Source organism: Paenibacillus artemisiicola (genome assembly GCF_017652985.1).
GTDB lineage: Bacteria > Bacillota > Bacilli > Paenibacillales > Paenibacillaceae > Paenibacillus_Z > Paenibacillus_Z artemisiicola.
Genome location: NZ_JAGGDJ010000069.1, coordinates 1 through 20,372, shown reverse-complemented (window position 1 = coordinate 20,372; position 20,372 = coordinate 1). Strand labels below are relative to the sequence as shown.

20 protein-coding genes are annotated in these 20,372 nt (G+C 62.8%); all 20 read left to right on the top strand.

Annotation, left to right across the window (positions count from 1 at the left end):
- Nucleotides 1–1,697: spermidine synthase (locus tag I8J29_RS31450; RefSeq protein WP_208851232.1), on the top strand; the 1,697-nt coding region annotated here is incomplete at its 5' end.
- A gap of 12 nt (nt 1,698–1,709) precedes the next feature.
- Nucleotides 1,710–4,064: an alpha-L-rhamnosidase-related protein gene (locus I8J29_RS31445; protein WP_208851231.1), complete on the top strand. Its 2,355-nt coding sequence runs from the start codon at nt 1,710–1,712 to the stop codon at nt 4,062–4,064.
- Between the two features lie 88 nt (nt 4,065–4,152).
- On the top strand, nt 4,153–4,944 hold the full coding sequence (locus tag I8J29_RS31440; RefSeq protein ID WP_208851230.1) for a sugar phosphate isomerase/epimerase family protein: 792 nt from the start codon (nt 4,153–4,155) through the stop codon (nt 4,942–4,944).
- A 237-nt stretch (nt 4,945–5,181) separates the two neighbouring features.
- The gene (locus I8J29_RS31435) at nt 5,182–6,276 is read left to right on the top strand and encodes a glycine-rich domain-containing protein (RefSeq protein WP_208851229.1); all 1,095 of its coding nucleotides are present in this window, start codon (nt 5,182–5,184) and stop codon (nt 6,274–6,276) included.
- A gap of 186 nt (nt 6,277–6,462) precedes the next feature.
- On the top strand, nt 6,463–7,092 hold the full coding sequence (upp, locus tag I8J29_RS31430; RefSeq protein WP_090642526.1) for a uracil phosphoribosyltransferase: 630 nt from the start codon (nt 6,463–6,465) through the stop codon (nt 7,090–7,092).
- 16 nt (nt 7,093–7,108) lie between these two features.
- A complete protein-coding gene (gene wecB, locus I8J29_RS31425) occupies nt 7,109–8,257 on the top strand; it encodes a non-hydrolyzing UDP-N-acetylglucosamine 2-epimerase (protein WP_276316362.1) in 1,149 nt (382 codons plus the stop codon).
- Between the two features lie 186 nt (nt 8,258–8,443).
- Nucleotides 8,444–8,698, top strand: coding sequence for a hypothetical protein (locus I8J29_RS31420; RefSeq protein WP_090642529.1), 255 nt, complete (start codon nt 8,444–8,446; stop codon nt 8,696–8,698).
- Nucleotides 8,698–9,108, top strand: coding sequence for an ATP synthase subunit I (locus I8J29_RS31415; protein WP_208851228.1), 411 nt, complete (start codon nt 8,698–8,700; stop codon nt 9,106–9,108). The genes I8J29_RS31420 and I8J29_RS31415 overlap by 1 nt, the downstream gene beginning before the upstream one ends.
- The gene (gene atpB, locus I8J29_RS31410; protein WP_208851227.1) at nt 9,108–9,863 is read left to right on the top strand and encodes a F0F1 ATP synthase subunit A; all 756 of its coding nucleotides are present in this window, start codon (nt 9,108–9,110) and stop codon (nt 9,861–9,863) included. The genes I8J29_RS31415 and atpB overlap by 1 nt, the downstream gene beginning before the upstream one ends.
- A gap of 74 nt (nt 9,864–9,937) precedes the next feature.
- On the top strand, nt 9,938–10,162 hold the full coding sequence (gene atpE / locus I8J29_RS31405) for a F0F1 ATP synthase subunit C (RefSeq protein ID WP_110041963.1): 225 nt from the start codon (nt 9,938–9,940) through the stop codon (nt 10,160–10,162).
- A gap of 103 nt (nt 10,163–10,265) precedes the next feature.
- Nucleotides 10,266–10,748 (top strand): F0F1 ATP synthase subunit B, encoded by a 483-nt coding sequence (atpF, locus tag I8J29_RS31400; protein WP_208851226.1) that lies wholly within the window; start codon nt 10,266–10,268, stop codon nt 10,746–10,748.
- Nucleotides 10,745–11,293: a F0F1 ATP synthase subunit delta gene (locus I8J29_RS31395; protein WP_208851225.1), complete on the top strand. Its 549-nt coding sequence runs from the start codon at nt 10,745–10,747 to the stop codon at nt 11,291–11,293. Before atpF ends, I8J29_RS31395 begins: the two co-directional genes overlap by 4 nt.
- A 16-nt stretch (nt 11,294–11,309) precedes the next feature.
- Nucleotides 11,310–12,824: a F0F1 ATP synthase subunit alpha gene (gene atpA, locus I8J29_RS31390; RefSeq protein WP_208851224.1), complete on the top strand. Its 1,515-nt coding sequence runs from the start codon at nt 11,310–11,312 to the stop codon at nt 12,822–12,824.
- A 130-nt stretch (nt 12,825–12,954) separates the two neighbouring features.
- Nucleotides 12,955–13,815, top strand: a complete 861-nt coding sequence (gene atpG, locus I8J29_RS31385) for an ATP synthase F1 subunit gamma (RefSeq protein WP_208851223.1) — start codon at nt 12,955–12,957, stop codon at nt 13,813–13,815.
- 147 nt (nt 13,816–13,962) lie between these two features.
- On the top strand, nt 13,963–15,381 hold the full coding sequence (gene atpD / locus I8J29_RS31380; protein ID WP_208851222.1) for a F0F1 ATP synthase subunit beta: 1,419 nt from the start codon (nt 13,963–13,965) through the stop codon (nt 15,379–15,381).
- Nucleotides 15,382–15,439: 58 nt separating this feature from the next.
- Nucleotides 15,440–15,838: a F0F1 ATP synthase subunit epsilon gene (locus tag I8J29_RS31375; protein ID WP_090642543.1), complete on the top strand. Its 399-nt coding sequence runs from the start codon at nt 15,440–15,442 to the stop codon at nt 15,836–15,838.
- A gap of 169 nt (nt 15,839–16,007) precedes the next feature.
- Nucleotides 16,008–17,027 carry a lysylphosphatidylglycerol synthase transmembrane domain-containing protein gene (locus I8J29_RS31370; RefSeq protein ID WP_208851221.1) on the top strand — a complete coding sequence of 340 codons (1,020 nt, stop codon included), beginning with the start codon at nt 16,008–16,010 and terminating at the stop codon, nt 17,025–17,027.
- Nucleotides 17,024–18,514 carry an alkaline phosphatase family protein gene (locus I8J29_RS31365; RefSeq protein WP_208851220.1) on the top strand — a complete coding sequence of 497 codons (1,491 nt, stop codon included), beginning with the start codon at nt 17,024–17,026 and terminating at the stop codon, nt 18,512–18,514. Before I8J29_RS31370 ends, I8J29_RS31365 begins: the two co-directional genes overlap by 4 nt.
- Nucleotides 18,515–18,543: 29 nt before the next feature.
- Nucleotides 18,544–19,350 carry a glycosyltransferase family 2 protein gene (locus I8J29_RS31360; RefSeq protein ID WP_208851233.1) on the top strand — a complete coding sequence of 269 codons (807 nt, stop codon included), beginning with the start codon at nt 18,544–18,546 and terminating at the stop codon, nt 19,348–19,350.
- 161 nt (nt 19,351–19,511) lie between these two features.
- The coding region (locus I8J29_RS31355; protein WP_208851219.1) for a glycosyltransferase family 39 protein at nt 19,512–20,372 on the top strand (861 nt) is incomplete at its 3' end.

Here is a 20,372-nt window from a genome sequence, read left to right as displayed (position 1 = left end):
TCGCGCTCGCGGCGGCCGCGGCGTGCGCGCTGCCGGCGGGCACGGCGGCGAACCTTTGGCGGCTCGACTATGCCGCCATGAAGGGCGCCGCGCCGGACAAGACGATCGTCGGCACGCTGCAGTCGGATCCCGCCGCGCGCGTCCTGCGCACGGACTGGGACAGCTTCGCGCGCACCGACGCCGTCGCCACGTCCGACGACCGCCGCCGCATCCTGTTCGTGGACGGCGGCGCGGGCAGCTACATGTACAAGTACGACGGCGACCTGGCTTCAATGGACGGCCTCGCCCGCGACATCGAGTTTCTGCCGTTCGCGGCGGGCAAAGCGGACAAGGCGATCATCGTCGGCGCCGGGGGCGGACGCGACATCCTGTACGCCCAGCTGGCGGGCGCCAAGGACGTCACCGCCGTCGAGCTGAGCTCCGGGCTCGTGCGGGCGGCGCGGTCGATGGCCGATTACAACGGCGGCATCCTCGACCTGCCCGGCGTCCATACCGTCGTCGGCGACGGGCGAAGCGTGCTGGAGCGCAGCGGCGAATCGTACGACCTGATCGTGCTCGACCTCGTGTATTCGCAGGTCGGCGGCGTGGGCGGCCAGGCGCTGTCCGAGAATTACGCGTTCACCCGCGAGGCGTTCGCGACGTACCTGAAGCGCTTGACGCCGGACGGCCGGATCATCGTCATCTCGCACCAGGGCATCGAAGGGCTGCGGGCCTATTACACGGGCTTCGAGGCGCTCATGCGCGCGGACGGCCTGCCGGCGAAGGAGGCGGCGAGCCATACCGCGCTGCTGCTGGCGCCCGAAGGCTCCGCCGCGCCGAACCTGACGCTCAGCGTCATCCAGAAATCGCAGCTCGCGGACGGGCAGCTCGAGCTCCTGCGGGCGGGCGCGCGGTCGCTCGGCCTGCAGAAGCTGTTCCTGCCGGGGTCCGACGAAGCGCTGCTGAAGCCGCTGCTGGACGGGCGGACGCCGTTCGGCGCTTTCGTCCGCGACTCCGACTACAAGGTCTACCCGACGACGGACGACAAGCCGTTCTTCTTCCTCGTCGAGCCGTCGCTGCCGAAGGCCATGACCCAGTGGCTCGCGGCCATCGCGGCGCTGACGCTATTGTTCGCGCTGCTGGCTTGGCGCCGCGGCGCGCCGCGCGGCGAGTCGCGCGGACGGCCGGGCGCGTACGCGTATTACGGCCTGATCGGCGTCGGCTATATGTGCATCCAGACCGTCTGGATCCAGAAGAGCCTCGCCTACGCCGGCACGCCGGCGCTTGCCGCGCTCGTCGTCATCGTGCCGATGCTGCTCGGCGGCGCGCTCGGCAGCCGCATCGCCGGCCGGCAGGCCGTCAAACCGCTCGCGGCGGCCGCGGCGATCGTCGCGCTGACGGCCGTTCTGCTCGTCCTGCAGGCGGCGGCCGGGGAGAGCCTCATGGCGCTCGGCCAGGCTGGGCGGCTCTCAGCGCTCGGCGGCATAATGCTGCTCTACGGCGTGCTGCTCGGCATTCCGCTGCCCGCCGGCCTGCAGGCGGAGGACCGCCGCGCGCCCGGCAGCTCCGCGTACTATTTCGCGCTTAATGGCGTCGCGGGGGTGTGGGGCTCCTGGCTCGCCGTCGCCGCATCCGTCACGGCCGGGCTTGCCGTCACGCTTGCCGCCGGCTGCGCGTGCTATGCCTTGCTCGCCGTTACCCGATACCGATTGACCTAGGAGGCTATGAAGATGACCGTAACGTCCACCACGAAGCTGAACGCCGGCCCGGCGCTCGAAGCGTACCGCGAATCGCGTCCGGCCCGCGGCTTGTCCTGGAAGGATCTCTATATCACGCCCGGCAACCGCACGTACCTCATCGGGAGCCAAAACGGCGGGTTCCCGGATTTCGGCCACCACGTCAAGCTCGAGATGGGCGGGCTCTGGCTGCATCCGATCAAGCTGCTCGACGGCTTCTGGCTGCACGCCGCGGACAGCGGCGAAGCCGCCGGCGCGCCGGGCGAATGGCTGACGGAAGCGGACAGCTTCCATAACTACCCGTTCTTCAACGAGCACCGCTACGCGCTGCCGGGGCTGGGCCTTGAAGCGGTTCGCCGCCAATTTTGCCCGGACGACGCCGAAGGGCTGGTCGTCAGCTATACGCTGCGCGACACGAGCGGCCGCGACCGGGAGCTCGACCTGCGCTTCCTGGCGCGCACGGACCTCAGTCCCGTCTGGTTCTCCGAAGGCAAGGGCATCGAGGACGGCTTCGACGAAGGGCGGCTGTCCCCGGAGGAAGGGCTGTTCCTGGCGCGCGACGCCGCGAACCCGTGGCACGTCGCCGTGGGCGCCGACCGGCCGTTCGCGTCCGGCGCGGTCGGCCGCGAGCTGTTCGGCCCGCATTGGACGGCCGGCAAGGGCGTCAGCGGCGAGCTGCGCTACGAACGGGTCGCCGTTCCCGCCGGCGGGGAAAGCGAGATCCGCTTGTTCGTCGCGGGCTCTTATCGCTCGGAGGAGGAGGCGAAGCAAACCTTCCGGAGGCTTGCGAACGACCATGTCCGCCTCTGGGACGAGAAATGCCGCCGCTACGAAGGCATCGCCGCGCAAACCGTGCTGACGATCCCGGACAAGCGGCTGCAGCGCGTATTCGATTGGGTCAAGTTCCACAACGATTGGTTCGTGCGCGACGTCCCCGAGATCGGGCGGGGCATGGGCGCCGGCCATCCGGAGTACCCGTGGTGGTTCGGCTGCGACAACAGCTACGCGCTGCTCGGGCTGCTGCCGGTAGGCGGACTGTCGATGGCGCAGGAGACGCTGGCGCTGCTCCGCAAGGCGTCCGACGAGGCGAACGGCAACGGCCGCATCATCCACGAGCTGTCCACGAGCGGGCTCGTCGCGAACCCCGGCAACACGCAGGAGACGGCGCATTTCATCCAATGCGTGTGGGAAGTCTTCCTGTGGACGGGCGATACGGCCTTCTTGCGCGACATGTATCCCGGCGTGAAGCGGGGTCTGGCATGGCTGCTCGAGGAGATGGATCCCGACGGCGATCTGCTCCCGGAAGGCTACGGCATCATCGAGATCGAAGGGCTGAACGTCGAACTGATCGACTCCGCGGTCTACACGTGGTCGGCGCTGAACGCGGGCTCGCGGATGGCGGAAGTCCTCGGCGAGCCGCGCGGCGCGGCGGCGTACGCGGACCTCGCGGAGCGTCTCGGCGCGAAGATCAACGGGGACCTGTGGCTGGAGGACGAAGGCTTGTACGCGGACGCGATGGCGTCCGTCGGCAAGGTCGCGAGCCGCATCGATACGTACATCGAGCGCGCCCGGTCGATGGGCGCCGAGCATGCCGTCCGCGACATGGAAGCGATGAAGGCGGAGCTGTCGGCGCTCGATCCGGAGCTGGAGCGGGCGTGGCTGTTCAAGAACTGGGTCATCAACACGCCGATGGAGACCGGGCTCGCGCCGCGCGACAAGGCGCTGCGGGCGCTCGACCGAATGGGCACGGACGAGTTCACGGGGCCGTGGGGCACGTATTTGTCGGGCATGTACCGAGACCAAATGATGACGATCTCGACGGGCGTGCAGGCGGTGGCGGAAGCCCGCTACGACCGCATGGACGAGTCGCTGGGCTTCGTGAAGCTCATCGCCTCGACGTTCGGCCTGCGCCTGCCGGGGTCCATCTCGGAGATGTCGCCCGATTACGGCTGCTTCGTGCAGGCGTGGACGGTCTACGGCATCGTCTGGCCGATGCTGACGCGCATGCTCGGCATCCAGCCGTCGGCCCATGAGCGGACGCTCACGCTGCGCCCGCGCCTGCCGCGGGCGTGGGACGACGCCGCGGTGGAGCAGGTGGAGCTCGGCCTCGGGGAGGCGGCCAACCGGCTCGCGCTCGCCGTGAGCCGCGCGGACGGCGCCGAGACGATCCGTTTCGCGCTGGACCGGCCGGGCTGGTCGGTCGCCCTCGACCTGGCGGACGCCGCGGACGCGGAGGTGACGCTGGACGGCGAGGCCGTCGCGCCCGCCGCCGTCCGCGACGACGGCTCGGCGCTCTACCGAATTGCGGACGCCGGCAGGCATGAGGTGCGCGTGCGTCGAATGCCTTAACGGGCCGGACCGTCCGCGCGGGCGGCCGGCAAGCCATGCTCCGTCCGGGCGGACGGACGCATCATAACGATCGGAGGAGAAACCGAACATGAAACTGGGAATCATCGCCGACCCGAAGGCGGAAAGCTTCGACTACGCCGCGGGTCTCGGCCTGGAGTTCGTGGAATTTTGCATTAACGTCGGCGTGCCGGCGGAGGAGTTCGCGGTCAAGGTGCCGGAGCTGAAAGCGGCCAGCGCGCGCGCCGGCGTCGCCGTCGGCTCGATCGGCCGCTGGGGCGCGGACCGGATCGCCAAGGACGGCAGCATCGTCGAGGAAGAGCTGCAGGCGTCGTACACGCTGATCGACGCGTGCCAAGAGCTGGGCTGCCCGGTATTCGTCTGCGGCGCCAACTACGTCGAGGAGCTGTCGTATTACGAGAACGTCCGCGCCGCGATCGCCTACTTCGAGAAGCTGCTCGATTACGGCCGTGAGCGCGGCGTGCGCATCGCCACGTACAACTGCCACTGGAACAGCTTCATCGTCGACGAGACGGCGTGGAAGCTCATCCACGGCCACTTGCCGGAGCTCGGCATCAAGTACGATCCGTCCCACGCCCGTTACGCGGGACAGGATTATTTGAAGGAAATGGCGGACTGGGGCCACCGCTTCCTCCACGTGCACGTGAAGGGCTCCGTCATCGTGAACGGCAAGCGCTTCGACGATCCGCCGGCCGGCCTCGACCAGACCGACTGGGGCACGTTCATGGCGATCCTGTACGGCGTCGGCTATCAGGGCGGCCTCAGCATCGAGCCGCACTCCCGCACGTGGACGGGCGAGCTCGGCGACAAAGGCGTCAAGTTCACGGTGGACTACGTCAACCGGCTGCTGCTGCGCGGTTAAAACGCGAAGGCCGCCCGTTACGGCGGGCGGTCCGCCCATGCGGCATGAAGCATCCCCTTCGGCACGCGGCCCGGCGCCGCCCGCCGGAGGGGATTTTTTCGCATGTCCGCGCATGGCGCCGCGCGGTCTGCCGCCCGCTGGCAAATCGGGTTAATTTTTCCTCAAAAACCTCCTTCGGCCCCCGGGCGGCATGCTATGATGGACGTATAGATTCCCGAAAAGGCGGGTGCGTTCCGAATGCCTTTCTTTATGATCGTCATCATCGTCGTGGCCATCGTCATCCTGTCGCAGATGGCGAAGCCCGCGCGCGGCTCGCGGGCCGTCAGAGGCGGGAGCCGGAGTCCGGCGAAGCGCCGGCCGGCCCCGCCGCTGCGGACGCCGCCGGCGTGTCTCGGCGTGCCGGAGGGCCATCCGGCGCGGTCCGCGGCGATGCGGCTCGAGGCCGCGCTGCCGGCGGATTTCGAAGCGCGCGTCAAGGACCGCGTGCTCCGCGGCGCGCCGAACCTGCGCGAAGGCGAGTGGCAGTGGCGCTGGTTCGAGCTGAAGCGGTACTTCCTGCTGTGCGGCGTCCTGCGCGGCGTGCCGATGTACAGCGCGGCGGTCGACGACGTCTGGCACGAGATGCTGATGTTCACGCGCGAATACGAGGACTTCTGCAAGACGTTCTGCGGGCAGCTCATCCATCACGCGCCGCATGCGCCGGACGCCAAGCCGGATCCCGGCGAGCGGGCGTGGTTCGACTGGGCGTACGGCGAGCTGTTCCTCCCGGCCGCCGGCAGCGAGGCGCTGTGGGGGCCGTTCTACCGGACGCCGATGCCGCAGGGCCTCATGCGGGAGCTGGAGACGCGGAGCGCGGAGGAGCTGCGCCGGGCGCGCTTCAACGTTCGCTCCGCCGAACGGTTCGCGGACCTGGACGACGTCGTCTCGCATCTGATCGGGCGCGGGAAAGAGCTCGCTTCGCGGCGCGACGAGCCGGTTCGCGCGCGGGACGACGACTGGTCGGCGAACGCCCTGTCGACGGGCTTGCTGTCCGCCGGCTTCTTCTATTACTCCTGGGGATCGCCCGACGCGTTCGGTTCGCAGATGGACCAGCTCCGCACGGACGACGCGGTGCGGCGGGACGATAACGCGGCCTATGGCAATTCCTATGTATGCAGCAGCGATGGCGGCGACAACGGCGGCGACAACGGCGGCGGGACGTCCTGCGGCGGCGACGGCGGCGACGGCGGATCGTCCTGTTCCGGGGGCGGGGACGGCGGAGGAGGATCTTCCTGCTCCGGCGGCGGCTCCTCGTGCGGCGGAGGGTCGTCCTGCGGCGGCGGGGGCAGCTAACGCCGCCTCCCCGCGGCGCTTTGGACGCCGTTTCCTCGCGGTCGGGCGGGGTCCCTTCAATGGCAGGAATTCGGCGGTTTCGGGCATACTTTGACGTAGGATTTCGGCCGGGGCAAAGTCCGTGTGCACAAAGGGGCGCCGGATGCTATAATACTCAGTTGAAGAAGATCTCCAGGAGGATTGAACATGGGCACGCTAACGATTTGCGACCATCCGCTCATTCAGCATAAGCTGACGTATATTCGCGACAAAGACACCAAGACGAAAGATTTCCGCGAGCTCGTGGACGAGATCGCCACGATGATGGCGTACGAGATCACGCGCGACCTGCCGCTCGAGACGGTCAACGTCCAGACGCCGATCGTCGAAGCGCCGAGCAAGGTCATTTCCGGCCGCATGCTGGGCCTCATCCCGATTCTGCGCGCCGGCCTCGGCATGGTGGAAGGCATGCTGAAGCTGATTCCCGCCGCGAAGGTGGGCCACATCGGGCTGTTCCGCAACCCCGAGACGCTGCAGCCCGTCGAGTACTACGTGAACCTGCCCGCGGACGCCACGGAGCGGCTGCTGATCGTCGTCGATCCGATGCTGGCGACGGGCGGTTCCGCCAATGCCGCGATCGCCTCGCTCAAGTCGCGCGGCTGCACCCAGATCAAGCTCATGTGCCTCATCGCGGCGCCGGAGGGCGTGAAGGCCGTCCAGGACGCCCACCCCGACGTCGACATTTATCTGGCTTCGCTGGACAGCCACCTTAACGACCACGGCTACATCGTGCCGGGCCTCGGCGACGCGGGCGACCGCATGTTCGGAACCAAATAATTAGGAGTGACTTTCCTTGTCCAAATTAAAGGTAATGACCATTTTCGGCACGCGCCCGGAAGCGGTGAAGATGGCTCCGCTCGTGCTGGAGCTGAAGAAGCACCCCGATGAGATCGAACCGCTCGTCTGCGTGACGGCGCAGCACCGCCAAATGCTCGACCAGGTGCTCGATTTCTTCAAGATCGCGCCTGATTACGACCTCAACGTCATGAAGGACCGCCAGACCCTCACGGAAATGACCGTCCGCGTGCTGGAAGGGCTGGAGCCGGTGCTTCGCGAAGCGAAGCCGGACATGGTGCTCGTCCACGGCGACACCCAGACGGCGTTCCTCGCGAGCTACGCCGCGTTCGTGCAGCAGATCCAGATCGGGCACGTGGAAGCGGGACTTCGCACCTGGAACAAGTTGTCCCCGTACCCCGAAGAAATGAACCGCCAGCTGGCGGGCGTGCTGTCCGACGCGCACTTCGCCCCGACCGGCAAAGCGGCGGACAACCTCCGCAAGGAAAACAAGCCGGAATCCGCCATCTACGTGACGGGCAACACGGCGACGGACGTCTTCCAGTACACGGTCGACGACGCGTTCAAGCACCCGGTCCTCGACTGGGCGGCGGGCAAGCGGATGATTCTGATGACGGCGCACCGACGCGAGGCGCTCGGCGAGCCGCACCGCAACATCTTCCGCGCGGTGAAGCGCATCGCCGACGAATTCGAAGACGTCGCGATCGTCTACGCGGTGCACCCGAATCCGGCCGTTCGCGAGCCGGCGAACGAGATTCTCGGCGGCCATCCGCGCATCAAGCTGATCGAACCGCTCGACGTGTTCGAATTCCACAATTTCTACCCGCACACGTACATGATCATGACCGATTCCGGCGGTCTTCAGGAAGAAGCGCCGTCCTTCGGCGTGCCGACGCTCGTGCTTCGCGACACGACGGAGCGGCCGGAAGGCATCGAAGCGGGCACGCTGGAGCTCGTCGGCACCGACGAGGCCGTCGTGTACGAGCGGGCGCGCGCGCTTTTGTCGGACGCGCAGCTCTACGAACGGATGAGCCGGGCGGCCAATCCTTACGGCGACGGACAAGCCTCCGTCCGGATCGTCCAGGCGATTTTGCATCATTTTGGGAGGCGTGTCGAACGGCCCGTCCCGTTCACACAACGTTCATAGTTTGCGCTGGTAGGCAGGCATGCCCGCCAACGTTACAGCATACAGTGCTACTGTACGGTTTGCGAATCCGAAAACCCCAGGTAAATCAAGGGTTTTCGGCGCACCGTTCACAAACTGTTTGAATTTATATCAATTGACAAACGGGAACCCGCTTGGCTAAAATAAATAAGAGTTTTGGAGTGATTCATGTTGAATCGATCCGATAACGACAACAATCGCAACGCAGGAAACGGCAATTTCGGCGACCATCCGTGGAAAGCCATGGGCTTGATCGGATCCGTCGGCGGCACGATCGGTGCCTGCCTCGGATTGGGGTATTGGATCGGGTCGAAGATTGACGCCGGGCACGGCGACATCGTCGGCATGGCCGCGGGTTTTGTCGTGGCCGTCATCATGACGGTGCTTCTGATTCGAACGTTTACAGGGGGCAAAGCGAAATAATGGATGACCTGTCCGGCCACCTTCGAACGGTAATGCGCATAACGTTCTTTTTTTTGTCTCTGTGTTTCATCGGCTGGGCCGTGTTCCCGGATCATAAACCGATCTTCGGCGGACTGATTCTCGGAGCCGCGGCTAGTCTTGTAAACGCCTTCCATCTTTCGTGGAAAGTACGGCGAATCGGCGCGAACGCGGCCGCGAAAGGGTCCAAGCGGAATAACCTCGGATTTCTTACGCGCGCGTGCATCGGATTGCTTGCGGTGGTCGTGGCTACCAGGTACTTTTCTTTTAGCGTCTACGGAGCGGTCGCGGGATTATTTGTTGCTCAATTGGCAACACTCATACTGGGATTTCGATCCAAACGCAGAACGGCAGCAAGGCATTCTTCCGATGAAAGGGGTGAAAACAACTAATGGAACATATTTTTCCTGAAGTGCATTGGCTCGGCATCCGGTGGGATCTGGCTGCAATACTTACGATTGTTGTCACCAGCATTATCGTGTTCGTGCTTGCTAGGGTAGCCGTACGCGGCGCGTCCGTAACGAATCCGACCAAAATGCAAAACTTTCTGGAATGGGTTATCGAGTTCGTCATTAACCTGATCGGAACATCGATGGATGTGAAAAAGGGCCGTCCTTACCTGATTCTCGGAATCTCGTTGATCATGTACATTTTCGTAGCCAACATGCTGGGCCTTCCGCTCGGTATCGTTACGGAAGCGCATCACGGGTCGACGTTCCTGGGCATGGATCTCGTGCTCCCGGACGGAGAAGAAGAAGCGCATATCGCGTGGTGGAAATCTCCGACGGCGGACGTGGCTGTTGCAGGGGCTTTGATGGCGATCGTTATCGTTCTTACGCACATCGAGGGTTTGCGCCGCAACCGCAAACATTACCTGAAACACTACTTCGAACCTTACATTCCATTCTTCCCGCTGAACGTCATCAAGGAAATTTCCAAGCCGCTGTCGCTGTCGCTTCGTCTTTACGGGAACATCTTCGCCGGCGAGGTCATGATTTCCGTTATCATGCAGCTGAGTTGGGTCGGTATTCCTGCACTCATCGTATGGCAAGGCTTCAGCATGTTTATCGGCGCGATCCAATCGTTCGTATTCGTCATGCTGACCATGGTTTATATGTCGCAGGCGATCGTGCACGAAGAACATTAACGCAGCAACAACCCCGTTTAACGCGGGACAACATAAAACTACTATTTTCAAACATTTAGAGGAGGATTTTATCAATGGGAGCAACAGCTTTAATTGCAGCAGCAATTGTATTTGGTCTTGGAGCACTGGGTGCAGGTATCGGTAACGGTTTGATCGTCGGTCGCACGGTTGAAGGTATTTCCCGTCAACCAGAACTTCGCGGCACGCTTCAAACGACGATGTTCATCGGGGTAGCGCTCGTAGAGGCACTGCCGATCATCTCCCTCGTCCTTGCGTTCATTTTCTACGGCGAAGCTTAAGACTATACTCGCAAAAATGGCGGGGAGTGCCAATGCCTCCGCGCCTTCCTTTTGCTAGCTGCCTTTAGACAGCTGGCTAATTCATGGAAAGGAGTGACGTACGTTGGATATCGTATGGTCCAATTTTTTCATCCAACTGATTGCTTTCGGAATTCTTTACTGGCTGCTTAGCCGTTACGCGTTCGGTCCTCTGCTTTCCATCATGGAACAGCGCAAGCAGTTCGTGAAAGAACAGCTCGAGAACGCGGAGAACAGCCGCAAGCAAGCGGAACAACAATACGAAGAGCAAAAATCCACGCTTCAGCAAGCGCGCAAGGATGCTTACGACATCATCGAGCAAGCAAAACAAACGAGCTCGAAGCAAGCGGAAGAAATCGTTCACGCCGCCAAGTCCGAGGCGACTCGCCTGAAGGACGAAGCCGTCAAAGATATCGAAAGCGAAAAGAACAAGGCGATCGCGGCCCTGCGCGGTCAAGTCAGCGGCATGTCCGTCATGATCGCGTCCAAAATCATCGAGAAGCAAATCGACGACAAGTCGCAGGAGCAGCTCGTGAACCAATACCTGAATGAGGTTGGAAGCAAATGAGCCGCGAAAATGCCGTAGCTAAACGCTACGCTAAAGCGCTGTTTGAACTGGCCCAAGACAACAACGCGGTCGCCGATGTCGAGAAGCAGCTGAAAATCGTCGTCGACGCGCTGACGGAAGATGCGCAAATCCGCAAATTCCTGGCGCTGCCGAACGTCGAAGTCGGCCAAAAAATCGCCATCATCAAAGGCGCCCTGTCCGACAAAGTGTCGGTTATGGTTCTGAACACGGTAGAGCTTCTGATCGTCCGCGGCCGTCAAGGCGCGATCGGCGAAGTGTACGAAGCTTATACGAAAGTAGCGGGAGAAGCGCTCGGTCAAGCTCACGCTACGATATATACGGCGAAATCGCTGACGAACGAGGAACTGTCCAAAGTCTCCGCGCAATTCGGCGAATTGGTCGGCAAACGCATTATCGCGAAGCAAATCGTCGAACCGGCTCTGCTCGGCGGCGTGCAAGTGCGCATCGGCGACCGTCTGTACGACGGCAGCCTGTCCGGCAAGCTCGCTCGGCTCGAAAAAGCGTTGAAATCTCAAGCACTGTAGATAGGGGTGAACGGCATTGAGTATCAGACCTGATGAAATCAGCACGCTGATTAAACAACAGATCGAACAATTTAAATCCGAAATTCAAGTCGTTGACGTCGGTACGGTCATCCAAGTCGGTGACGGTATCGCGCGCGTTCACGGCCTGGAAAACGCCATGGCTGGCGAACTGCTCGAATTCTCGAACGGCGTAATGGGCATGGCCCTTAACCTCGAAGAGAGCAACGTCGGCGTCGTTATCATGGGTCCTTACACGGGCATCCGCGAAGGCGACCAAGTGAAAAGAACGGGCCGCATCATGGAAGTTCCGGTCGGCGAAGCGCTGCTGGGCCGCGTCGTTAACGCGCTGGGCCAGCCGGTCGACGGCAACGGTCCGATCGCGACGACGGCTACGCGTCCGATCGAATCCCCGGCTCCGGGCGTCATGGCCCGTAAATCCGTATTCGAGCCGATGCAAACCGGCATCAAAGCGATCGACGCGATGATTCCGATCGGCCGCGGCCAACGGGAGCTCATCATCGGCGACCGTCAAACGGGTAAAACGCAAATCGCGATCGACACGATCGTCAACCAAAAGGGCAACGGCGTGGTTTGTATCTACGTTGCCATCGGCCAAAAGCAATCCACGGTTCGTACGGTCGTCGAATCGCTGCGCCAGCAAGGCGCGCTGGATTACACGATCGTCGTTACGGCGAGCGCTTCCGAGCCGTCCCCGCTCCTCTACATCGCGCCTTACACGGGCTGCTCGATGGGCGAGTACTTCATGTACAACGGCAAACACGTTCTCGTTATCTATGATGACCTTTCCAAACAAGCGGCGGCATACCGCGAGCTTTCCTTGCTGCTCCGTCGTCCTCCGGGCCGCGAGGCTTATCCGGGCGACGTCTTCTACTTGCACTCCCGTCTGCTGGAGCGCGCGGCGAAGCTGAACGACGAGCTTGGCGGCGGTTCCCTGACCGCGCTGCCGTTCATCGAGACGCAAGCCGGCGACATCTCGGCTTACATTCCGACGAACGTCATCTCGATCACGGACGGACAGATCTTCCTCGAGTCCGACCTGTTCTATTCCGGTCAGCGTCCGGCGGTTAACGTCGGTAACTCCGTATCCCGGGTAGGTTCCTCGGCGCAAATCAAAGCCATGAAGAAGGTTGCGGGCACGCTCAAGACCGACCTTGCCCAATACCGCGAATTGGCTGCGTTCGCCGCCTTCGGTTCCGACCTCGACAAAGTCACCCAATCCCGTCTGAACCGCGGCGAGCGCACGCTCGAGATCCTGAAGCAGGGCGTTAACCAGCCGCTGCCGGTCGAGCGTCAAGTCGTATCGCTGTACACGGTTACGCGCGGCCATACGGACGACATCCCGGTACAGGACGTACGCCGTTTCGAGCAAGGCCTCCTGGCTTATGTGGACGCGAACAAGCCGGAAATCTACGCGTCCATCCGCGACACGAAAGACCTGACTTCCGATAACGAAAAAGTACTGGTCGAAGCGATCAAAGCGTTCAAGAACAGCTTCGCGGTATCGGTATAACCATAGCTTCACCTTTCGGACCGCATGCGGCGAGCTGCGTGCGGTTCGAAAGCTAGCGCGGTATAGAATCGGCCGCGGAAGGGCCGCCAGCCCTTGCCGGAACGAGCCGGTAACAAGGTGGTGACAACGAATGGCTAAAGGCATGCGCGAAATCAAACGCTCGATCAAGAGCACGCAAAACACGAAGCAGATTACGAAGGCGATGGAGATGGTCGCGTCCGCGAAACTCAAGCGGGCTCAGGACGCAGCCATGGCTTCCCGTCCGTACACCGACAAAATCCGCGAAGTGGTCGCGAGCATCGCGTCGGGCGGAGGCACGATCAAGCATCCGATGCTGCAAAGCCGCGAGATCAAGCGGACGGCCTATTTGGTCGTCACGTCGGATCGCGGTTTGGCGGGCGGTTACAATGCGAACGTGCTGCGTAAAGTATGGCTGACGATCCAGGAGAAGCATAAGTCTCCCGCGGAATACGAGGTGTTCGTCATCGGGCGCAAAGGCCGCGACTACTTCAAGCGCCGGAACATCAACCTGGCGGAGGAAGTCACGGGACTGTCCGATTCGCCGAAATTCGCCGATATCAAGACGTTGGCGGCAGCTGCCGTCAAGGGCTTCGAGAGTGGCAAGTACGACGAATTGAACCTGGTGTACAACCAGTTCTACAATGCGATTACCCAAGTGCCCGTCATCAAGCAGCTGCTTCCGCTGGATCAGTCGGAATTCACGGGCGCGAAGGCGAGTTACGAATACGAGCCGTCCCCGGAGAAAGTACTCGACGTGCTGCTGCCGAAATACGCGGAAACGGTCATTTACAGCGCGGTATTGGAAGGCAAAGCAAGCGAGTTCGGCGCGCGGATGACGGCAATGGGCAACGCGACGAAGAACGCGACGAAGATGATCGCCTCCCTGACGCTGAACTACAACCGTGCGCGTCAAGCGGCAATCACGCAGGAAATCGCGGAGATCGTCGGCGGCGCGAACGCACAACAATAAGATCGGCCATATAGATTTATGCTTCCGGAGTAAGTTTTCCTCCGGAAAACTCAAGACTATGCTTCCGGAGCCAGCTTTCCTCCGGAAAGCTTAAGATGATGCTTCCGGAGCCAGCTTTCCTCCGGAAAGCTTACAGGAGGTACAAGAATGAGCAAGGGGCATGTAGTCCAGGTTACGGGTCCTGTTGTCGACATCGCGTTCGAGAACGGCCATCTGCCTGAGATTCTGAATGCGATCAAAATCGAGAGAAAAGCTCAAAACCCGGGCGAAGTCGACATCAACCTGACGGTTGAAGTCGCGACGCACCTCGGCGACAACTTGGTTCGCTGCGTTGCCATGTCGTCCACGGACGGCCTTGTCAGAGGCACGGAAGCCGTCGACACGGGCAACGCGATCACGGTACCGGTCGGTCCTGCTACGCTGGGCCGCGTGTTCAACGTACTCGGCGATCCGATCGACAACAACGGCGACGTCGACCGTTCGATCGCGAACCCGATTCACCGTCAAGCTCCTCCGTTCGAAGAGCTGTCGACGCAGCAAGAAATTCTCGAAACGGGCATCAAGGTTATCGACCTTATGGCTCCTTACTCCAAGGGCGGTAAAATCGGCCTCTTCGGCGGCGCGGGCGTAGGTAAAACGGTCACGATGCAAGAGCTGATCCACAACATCGCGCAAGAGCACGGCGGTATCTCCGTATTCGCGGGCGTCGGCGAACGTACGCGCGAAGGTAACGACCTTTATCACGAGATGAGCGATTCGGGCGTTATCGCGAAAACCGCAATGGTATTCGGTCAGATGAACGAGCCTCCGGGCGCACGTCTTCGCGTAGCCCTGACAGGCTTGACCATGGCCGAGTATTTCCGTGACGTTGAAGGAAGAGACGTTCTGCTGTTCGTCGATAACATCTTCCGGTTTACGCAAGCCGGTTCCGAAGTATCCGCATTGCTCGGCCGCATGCCGTCCGCGGTAGGTTACCAGCCTACGCTGGCAACGGAAATGGGCCAACTGCAGGAGCGGATCACGTCGACCAAGAAAGGTTCCGTTACTTCCATCCAAGCGATTTACGTCCCTGCCGATGACTACACCGACCCGGCTCCGGCAACGGCTTTCGCCCACTTGGACGCAACGACCAACCTGGAGCGTAACATCGCGGCAATGGGTATCTTCCCGGCCGTTGACCCGCTCGCGTCCTCTTCCCGTATCCTGACGCCCGAGATCCTCGGCGAAGAGCACTACCAAGTCGCGCAAAGCGTAAAGAAATTGCTGCAGCGCTACAAAGAGCTTTTGGATATCATCGCGATCCTCGGCATGGACGAGTTGTCCGAAGAAGACAAACTCATCGTTATCCGCGCTCGCCGCATCCAACTGTTCCTGTCGCAGCCGCTTCACGTGGCCGAGGCGTTCAACGGCATGCCTGGCTTGTACGTGCCGGTTAAAGAAACGGTACGCAGCTTCAAGGAAATTCTCGAAGGCAAGCACGACAACCTTCCGGAACCGGCATTCCACAACGTCGGAACGATCGAAGATGCTGTCGCGAAGGCGCAGAAACTCGCGCAAGAGGTTTAATTCGCCGAAGCTTACGAAGTTGCGTCTTACCGCGTAGGGCGCATGGGAGGGTAAGGTCATGAGCTCCTTTTTACTGGAAATCGTAACGCCTGAGCGTAAGGTTTACGCTGAGGATGTCAATATGGTGATCGTCAAAGGCTCCGAGGGCGAGATGGGCATTCTGCCGAATCATATCCCGATGGTCACGCCTTTGAAGATCGCGCCGGTCACGATCAAGCTGAAGAACGCCGAAGAGAAAATCGCCGTAAACGGCGGTTTCCTCGAAATCCGCAAGGATAAGGTCGTGATTCTCGCCGAAAGCGCCGAGCGTCAGGCCGATATCGACCTCGCTCGCGCGGAAGCGGCGAAGCAGCGCGCGGAGCAGCTTATGAGCGGCCGCAAGGACGATTACGATCAAGTGCGCGCCGAGCTTGCGCTGCAGCGCGCCTTGAACCGGATCGCCGTTAAGCAGGGCTAATCGCTTGACCACCCGAAAGCCGATTCCGGCAGATGTCCCATCTGCTCCGGAGTCGGCTTTTTGGCGCGCGGAAAAGGTTTGACGGCACCGGCACCGGCCACTATACTGAATGATAACGGTTCTCATTTATCGGAGTGAGACGACGAACGACGAAACGGCAGGATGGACGATGCGAAAATTCGCGGTTGCGCTGGGCGGGCTGATCTTGGCCGCCTTCTTTGTTTGGTTCACGCTGCGCTGGTTCCGCGGAGACTTGTTCGGCGAAGCGGCGATGCGGCTGCTTCGCTCACCGGGCCTGCTTCTCCTGATGACGGGGGGCTACGCGGCGTCGTTTTGGCTGAAGGCGCTGGCGTGGCGGCTGTATGCCGGACGGGAACATCACGACCCGCTGAAGCATTACGTGCATCCGCTGCTCGTAAGCTTATTGATGAACCACGTCCTTCCCGTCAAGGCAGGGGACTTGGCGCGCACGGGACTTCTCGTGCGCGGCACCACGGCGCGGTGGGACGACGCCCTGCACGGCGTCGCCGCGATGCGCGTGCTCGATTTGGCGTCGCTGCTGCTCATCGGCGCCGCCGGCGCGGTCGTGCTGGGGCTCGAAGCGTCGCCGCGGTTCATGCTCGCGGCGGGCATCGGCGCGCTGGCGGCTGCGGCCGGTTGGCTTGGCTTGGAACGTTGGCGGCACCGGGTCATACGCGGGAGACAGCGCCGACCCACGGACGAAAGGCTGGAAACGCCAGAATCGCGCATGCAGCGCATGGGCGCGTTTGTTTTGCGGCATTACGGGCATTTGCGCGCGACGTTGACCTCAAAGCGCGGCGCGGGCGCGGCGTTCCTGACGCTGGCCAGCTGGCTGCTGGAGGGGACGGTCGTTTACGGCGTGGCGCAGGCACTGGGGCTGCAGGTTAATCCCCTGGAAGCGGTGTGGGTTACCGGCATGACGATCGCGGGACAAGCCTTCCACGTCACGCCGGGCGGCATCGGCACGTACGAGACGACGCTCACGGCATCGCTCGGCGTGCTCGGCGTCGCGGGCAGCGCGGCATATACGGCGGCGCTGCTGTCGCACGGCTATAAGTTCGCGTTTGCGTATATCGCGGGGGGCGTATCGATGGCCATGACCGCCGTCACATGGACGGAAATCCGCGGCTGGCTGCGCTTCCGCGGGAGAGAGGGGCGACACGAATGAAGAAGGCGTCGGGTTTTGAGATCGTAGCGGCGCGCTGCTGGAATTTATTGAACGAAGGGAAGCCGTTCACGCCGATTTTCACGGTCGCGGTTTTCGCGCTTTATCATCTTGGAAGCTGGGGAGACGCGGGCTTTTGGACGCGGCTCGGGCTCGGGCTGCTGGCGGCGCTGCCGCTGTTCGCGTTGTATTTCGCCTACGATTTCCCGCTGTTTCTGCGCAATTACTTATGGCTGCCCCTCGTGGCGGCGTTGGTGCTGTGGCGGGACGCGCCGCTGCACCTGGGTCTCTACGCGCTCGGAATCGGACTGTTCCTGTTCTTCACGGTTTACTTCTGGGGCACGTTCTATTATCATCTGCGGATCGGGACGTCCTGGTGGAATTTCAAGCGTTTCTGGAAGCTGGTGCTGAAGAACAGCGACTCGACGAGCGGCAACGCCCAGGAACAGCTGCCGAAGGTGCTGCTGCTCCTCTTCGTCATCGATACGGCGGGCGCCAAGTGGGCGGACAAGGCGGCGGGCGGACAGGACTTCGGCTGGTGGACGTACGCGTGCTTCCTCGCCTGTACCGCAATCTACGCTTGGGTGCTGCACCGCAATCTGTTCGACTGGAAGCCGAAGGAGATTCCCGGACGAACGGAGCCGGTCGAACGGCCGCAGCGGCAGGCGGGCGGCAAAGTATTCGTGCTCGTCATCGACGGCATGCGGAAGGACCGGTTCGAGGAGGCGAACGCGCCGTTATTGAAGAAGTGGCGCGCGGAAGGCACGGAATACACGCAGATGGAGACGGTGTATCCGGCGCGGACGGTCGTCTGCTTCTCCTCGATGTTTACGGGCGCGTACCCCCGGGAGCACGGGATCACGTCCAATATGGTCTGGAAGCTGGGCATCAAGGTGGAATCCATCTTCGACAGCCTGCGGAAGGTCGGCAAACGCGGCCGGCTGCTCGGTATCGCGCACTTGATCGACTCCATGGGGGATGATGTGGAGAGCGTGACGGCCGTCATGCATAACGACAAGGCGGACCGGAACATCATGGAACGGGCGAAGCTCATCATGGCGGAGCAGGATCCCGACCTCCTGGTCGTGCAATTCATCGCGACGGACCAGACGGGGCACAGCATGGGCGCCTTGTATCCGGAATATCGGCAAAAGATCGAAGAAGCGGACGCCCTCATCGCCGAGTTCGCCGAATGGTTGGCGGCGCGCGGGGATGCCGACGGCGCGACGTTCATCGTATGCGCGGACCACGGACAGGCCGACGGCATCGGCGGGCACGGGCATTTGGACGAAGGCGAGCGGTACGTGCCGTTCTTCCTGTACGGGCCGAACGTCAGGCGGGGCGTCAAGGTCGACGCCAAGCAGTCGCTCATCTCCGTCGCCCCGACGCTCAGCTATCTGCTCGGCGCGCCGCTGCCGAGCCACAGCCGCGGACCGATTTTGACGGACGCGTTCGAGACCGCCGATGCGAAGAAGAGAGGAACGGCATGAAGCAGAGCTGCATGGCAACAACGAATCGCATGAAGAAGCTGGTCGTCTTCCTGCCCGCCCATAACGAAGAAGGGAATATCGGGCACGTCATCGCGCGTATTCCCCGGGAAATGGGTCGGGATTGGACGGTCGAGGTACTGGTGGTCGACGACGGCTCGACGGATCGGACGGTCGAAGAAGCCCGGCGGGCGGGCGCCAACCATGTGACGTCGTTCCCGGCCAATCGCGGGCTGGGCGCGGCGGTTCGCGAAGGGCTCGCGGGCTGCCTGCGGCTGGGCGCCGACGTCGGGCTCATGATCGACGCGGACAACGAGTATCCGGCGGCGGAAATTCCGAACGTGATCGCCCCGATTCTCGAAGGACGGGCGGATTATACGATGGGCTCGCGGTTCAAAGGGACCATCCGCGGCATGCGGCTGCACCGCCGCCTTGGCAACGTCTGCTTCACGCTGCTGCAGGCGATCCTGCTCCGGCGGGTCATTTGGGACGGACAGTCGGGCATGCGGGGGTTCTCGCGCGAGGCGATGACGCGCGCCGAGATCATTCACGACTACAACTACGCGCAGGTGCTGACGCTCAACCTCGTCCGCCAAGGCTTCGTGATGGAAGAAGTGCCGATTACGTACCAGGTGCGCGTTCACGGGCAATCGTTCATCAAATTCCGCAAGTACCTCGGTCACGTGCTGCCGGCGATATGGCGGGAAATGCGGCGGCCCATTGCGAAGCGCGAACGGCAGAACGCTGCGGAGGCCGTTGCGGGGACGCGGGCTGCAGAGCCGGCGTTACGGCGCGCGGCCTCGACGGCACCGGCGGAGAAAGAGCGGCGGTACGGGTAGCAAGCGGAAACGCTTGGCGGCGCCGGGCCAAGCGAGAGAAGGCTAGGCAAAACGGCAGGGTGCCGAGCCGGAATACGCGGCTGGGAAGGGCAACGGGCAATCTCCGTGCCCAAACGGCGTTATGGATAAACTTCAGAATCGGCATGGAGCGGAGGGAAGACATGGCGGAGCAAGCGGGCAATGAGCCGACGGCGTCGGCGGCTGCGCGGGCGGATCGGCTCGGGCGGACGGCGGAAGCGGAAGGCGGCAGCATCCCTGGCCTGTCTAGAAGCGATGATGGCGGTATGGTACCGGCCGGCGTCGTCGTGGCTATGGACGAGGCCGGGAGGGGCGTCCGCCCGCGCGAAGCTTCGGCGTTCTCGCGATGGGCCGCGCCCGCCGCCGTTTTTCTGTGCGTGCTCGCATGGGCGGCTTACGGCTGGCAGCATCGCAGCCCGTTCGCCGCGAGCTGGGACGAGGTGGACTTCGCGCTGGCGCTCGACCGGTTCGACTTGCTGGCGATGCAGCCGCATTTTCCGGGGTATCCGTACTTCGTGCTGGGCGCCATGGCGCTGCGCCGGTTCGTGCCGGATCCCGTTCAAGCCTACGACGCGCTTAATATTCTGATGGGCGCGCTGTCCGTCATTCCGCTTTGGCGGCTGGCGCGCCGCAGGCTGTCGCCCGCCTGGTCGCTGCTGGCCGCGCTGCTCGCGCTTACCGCGCCGTATCTCTGGCTGCAGAGCGTCCGCCCGATGTCGGAGGCGACCGGCATCGCCGTGCTCTGGTGGTACCTGTGGGGCTGGCAGCGGGCGATGGAGCGCAGGACCTGGGGGCGGACGGCCGCGGCGCTCTTCCTGTTCGGCGTGCTGATGGGCGTGCGCCTGTCCTTCGCGCCGTTCGGCCTCGGCCTCGTCTGGCTGCTGGCCTTGAGCGCGGCCGATTGGCGGCGGGCGGGGCAGCGGCGCTGGCCGCGCGCGCTGCTGTTCGCCGCGCTCGCGGCCGGGTTCCAGCTGCTGTGGCTGGCCGGGCTCGCGCTGAGCGAG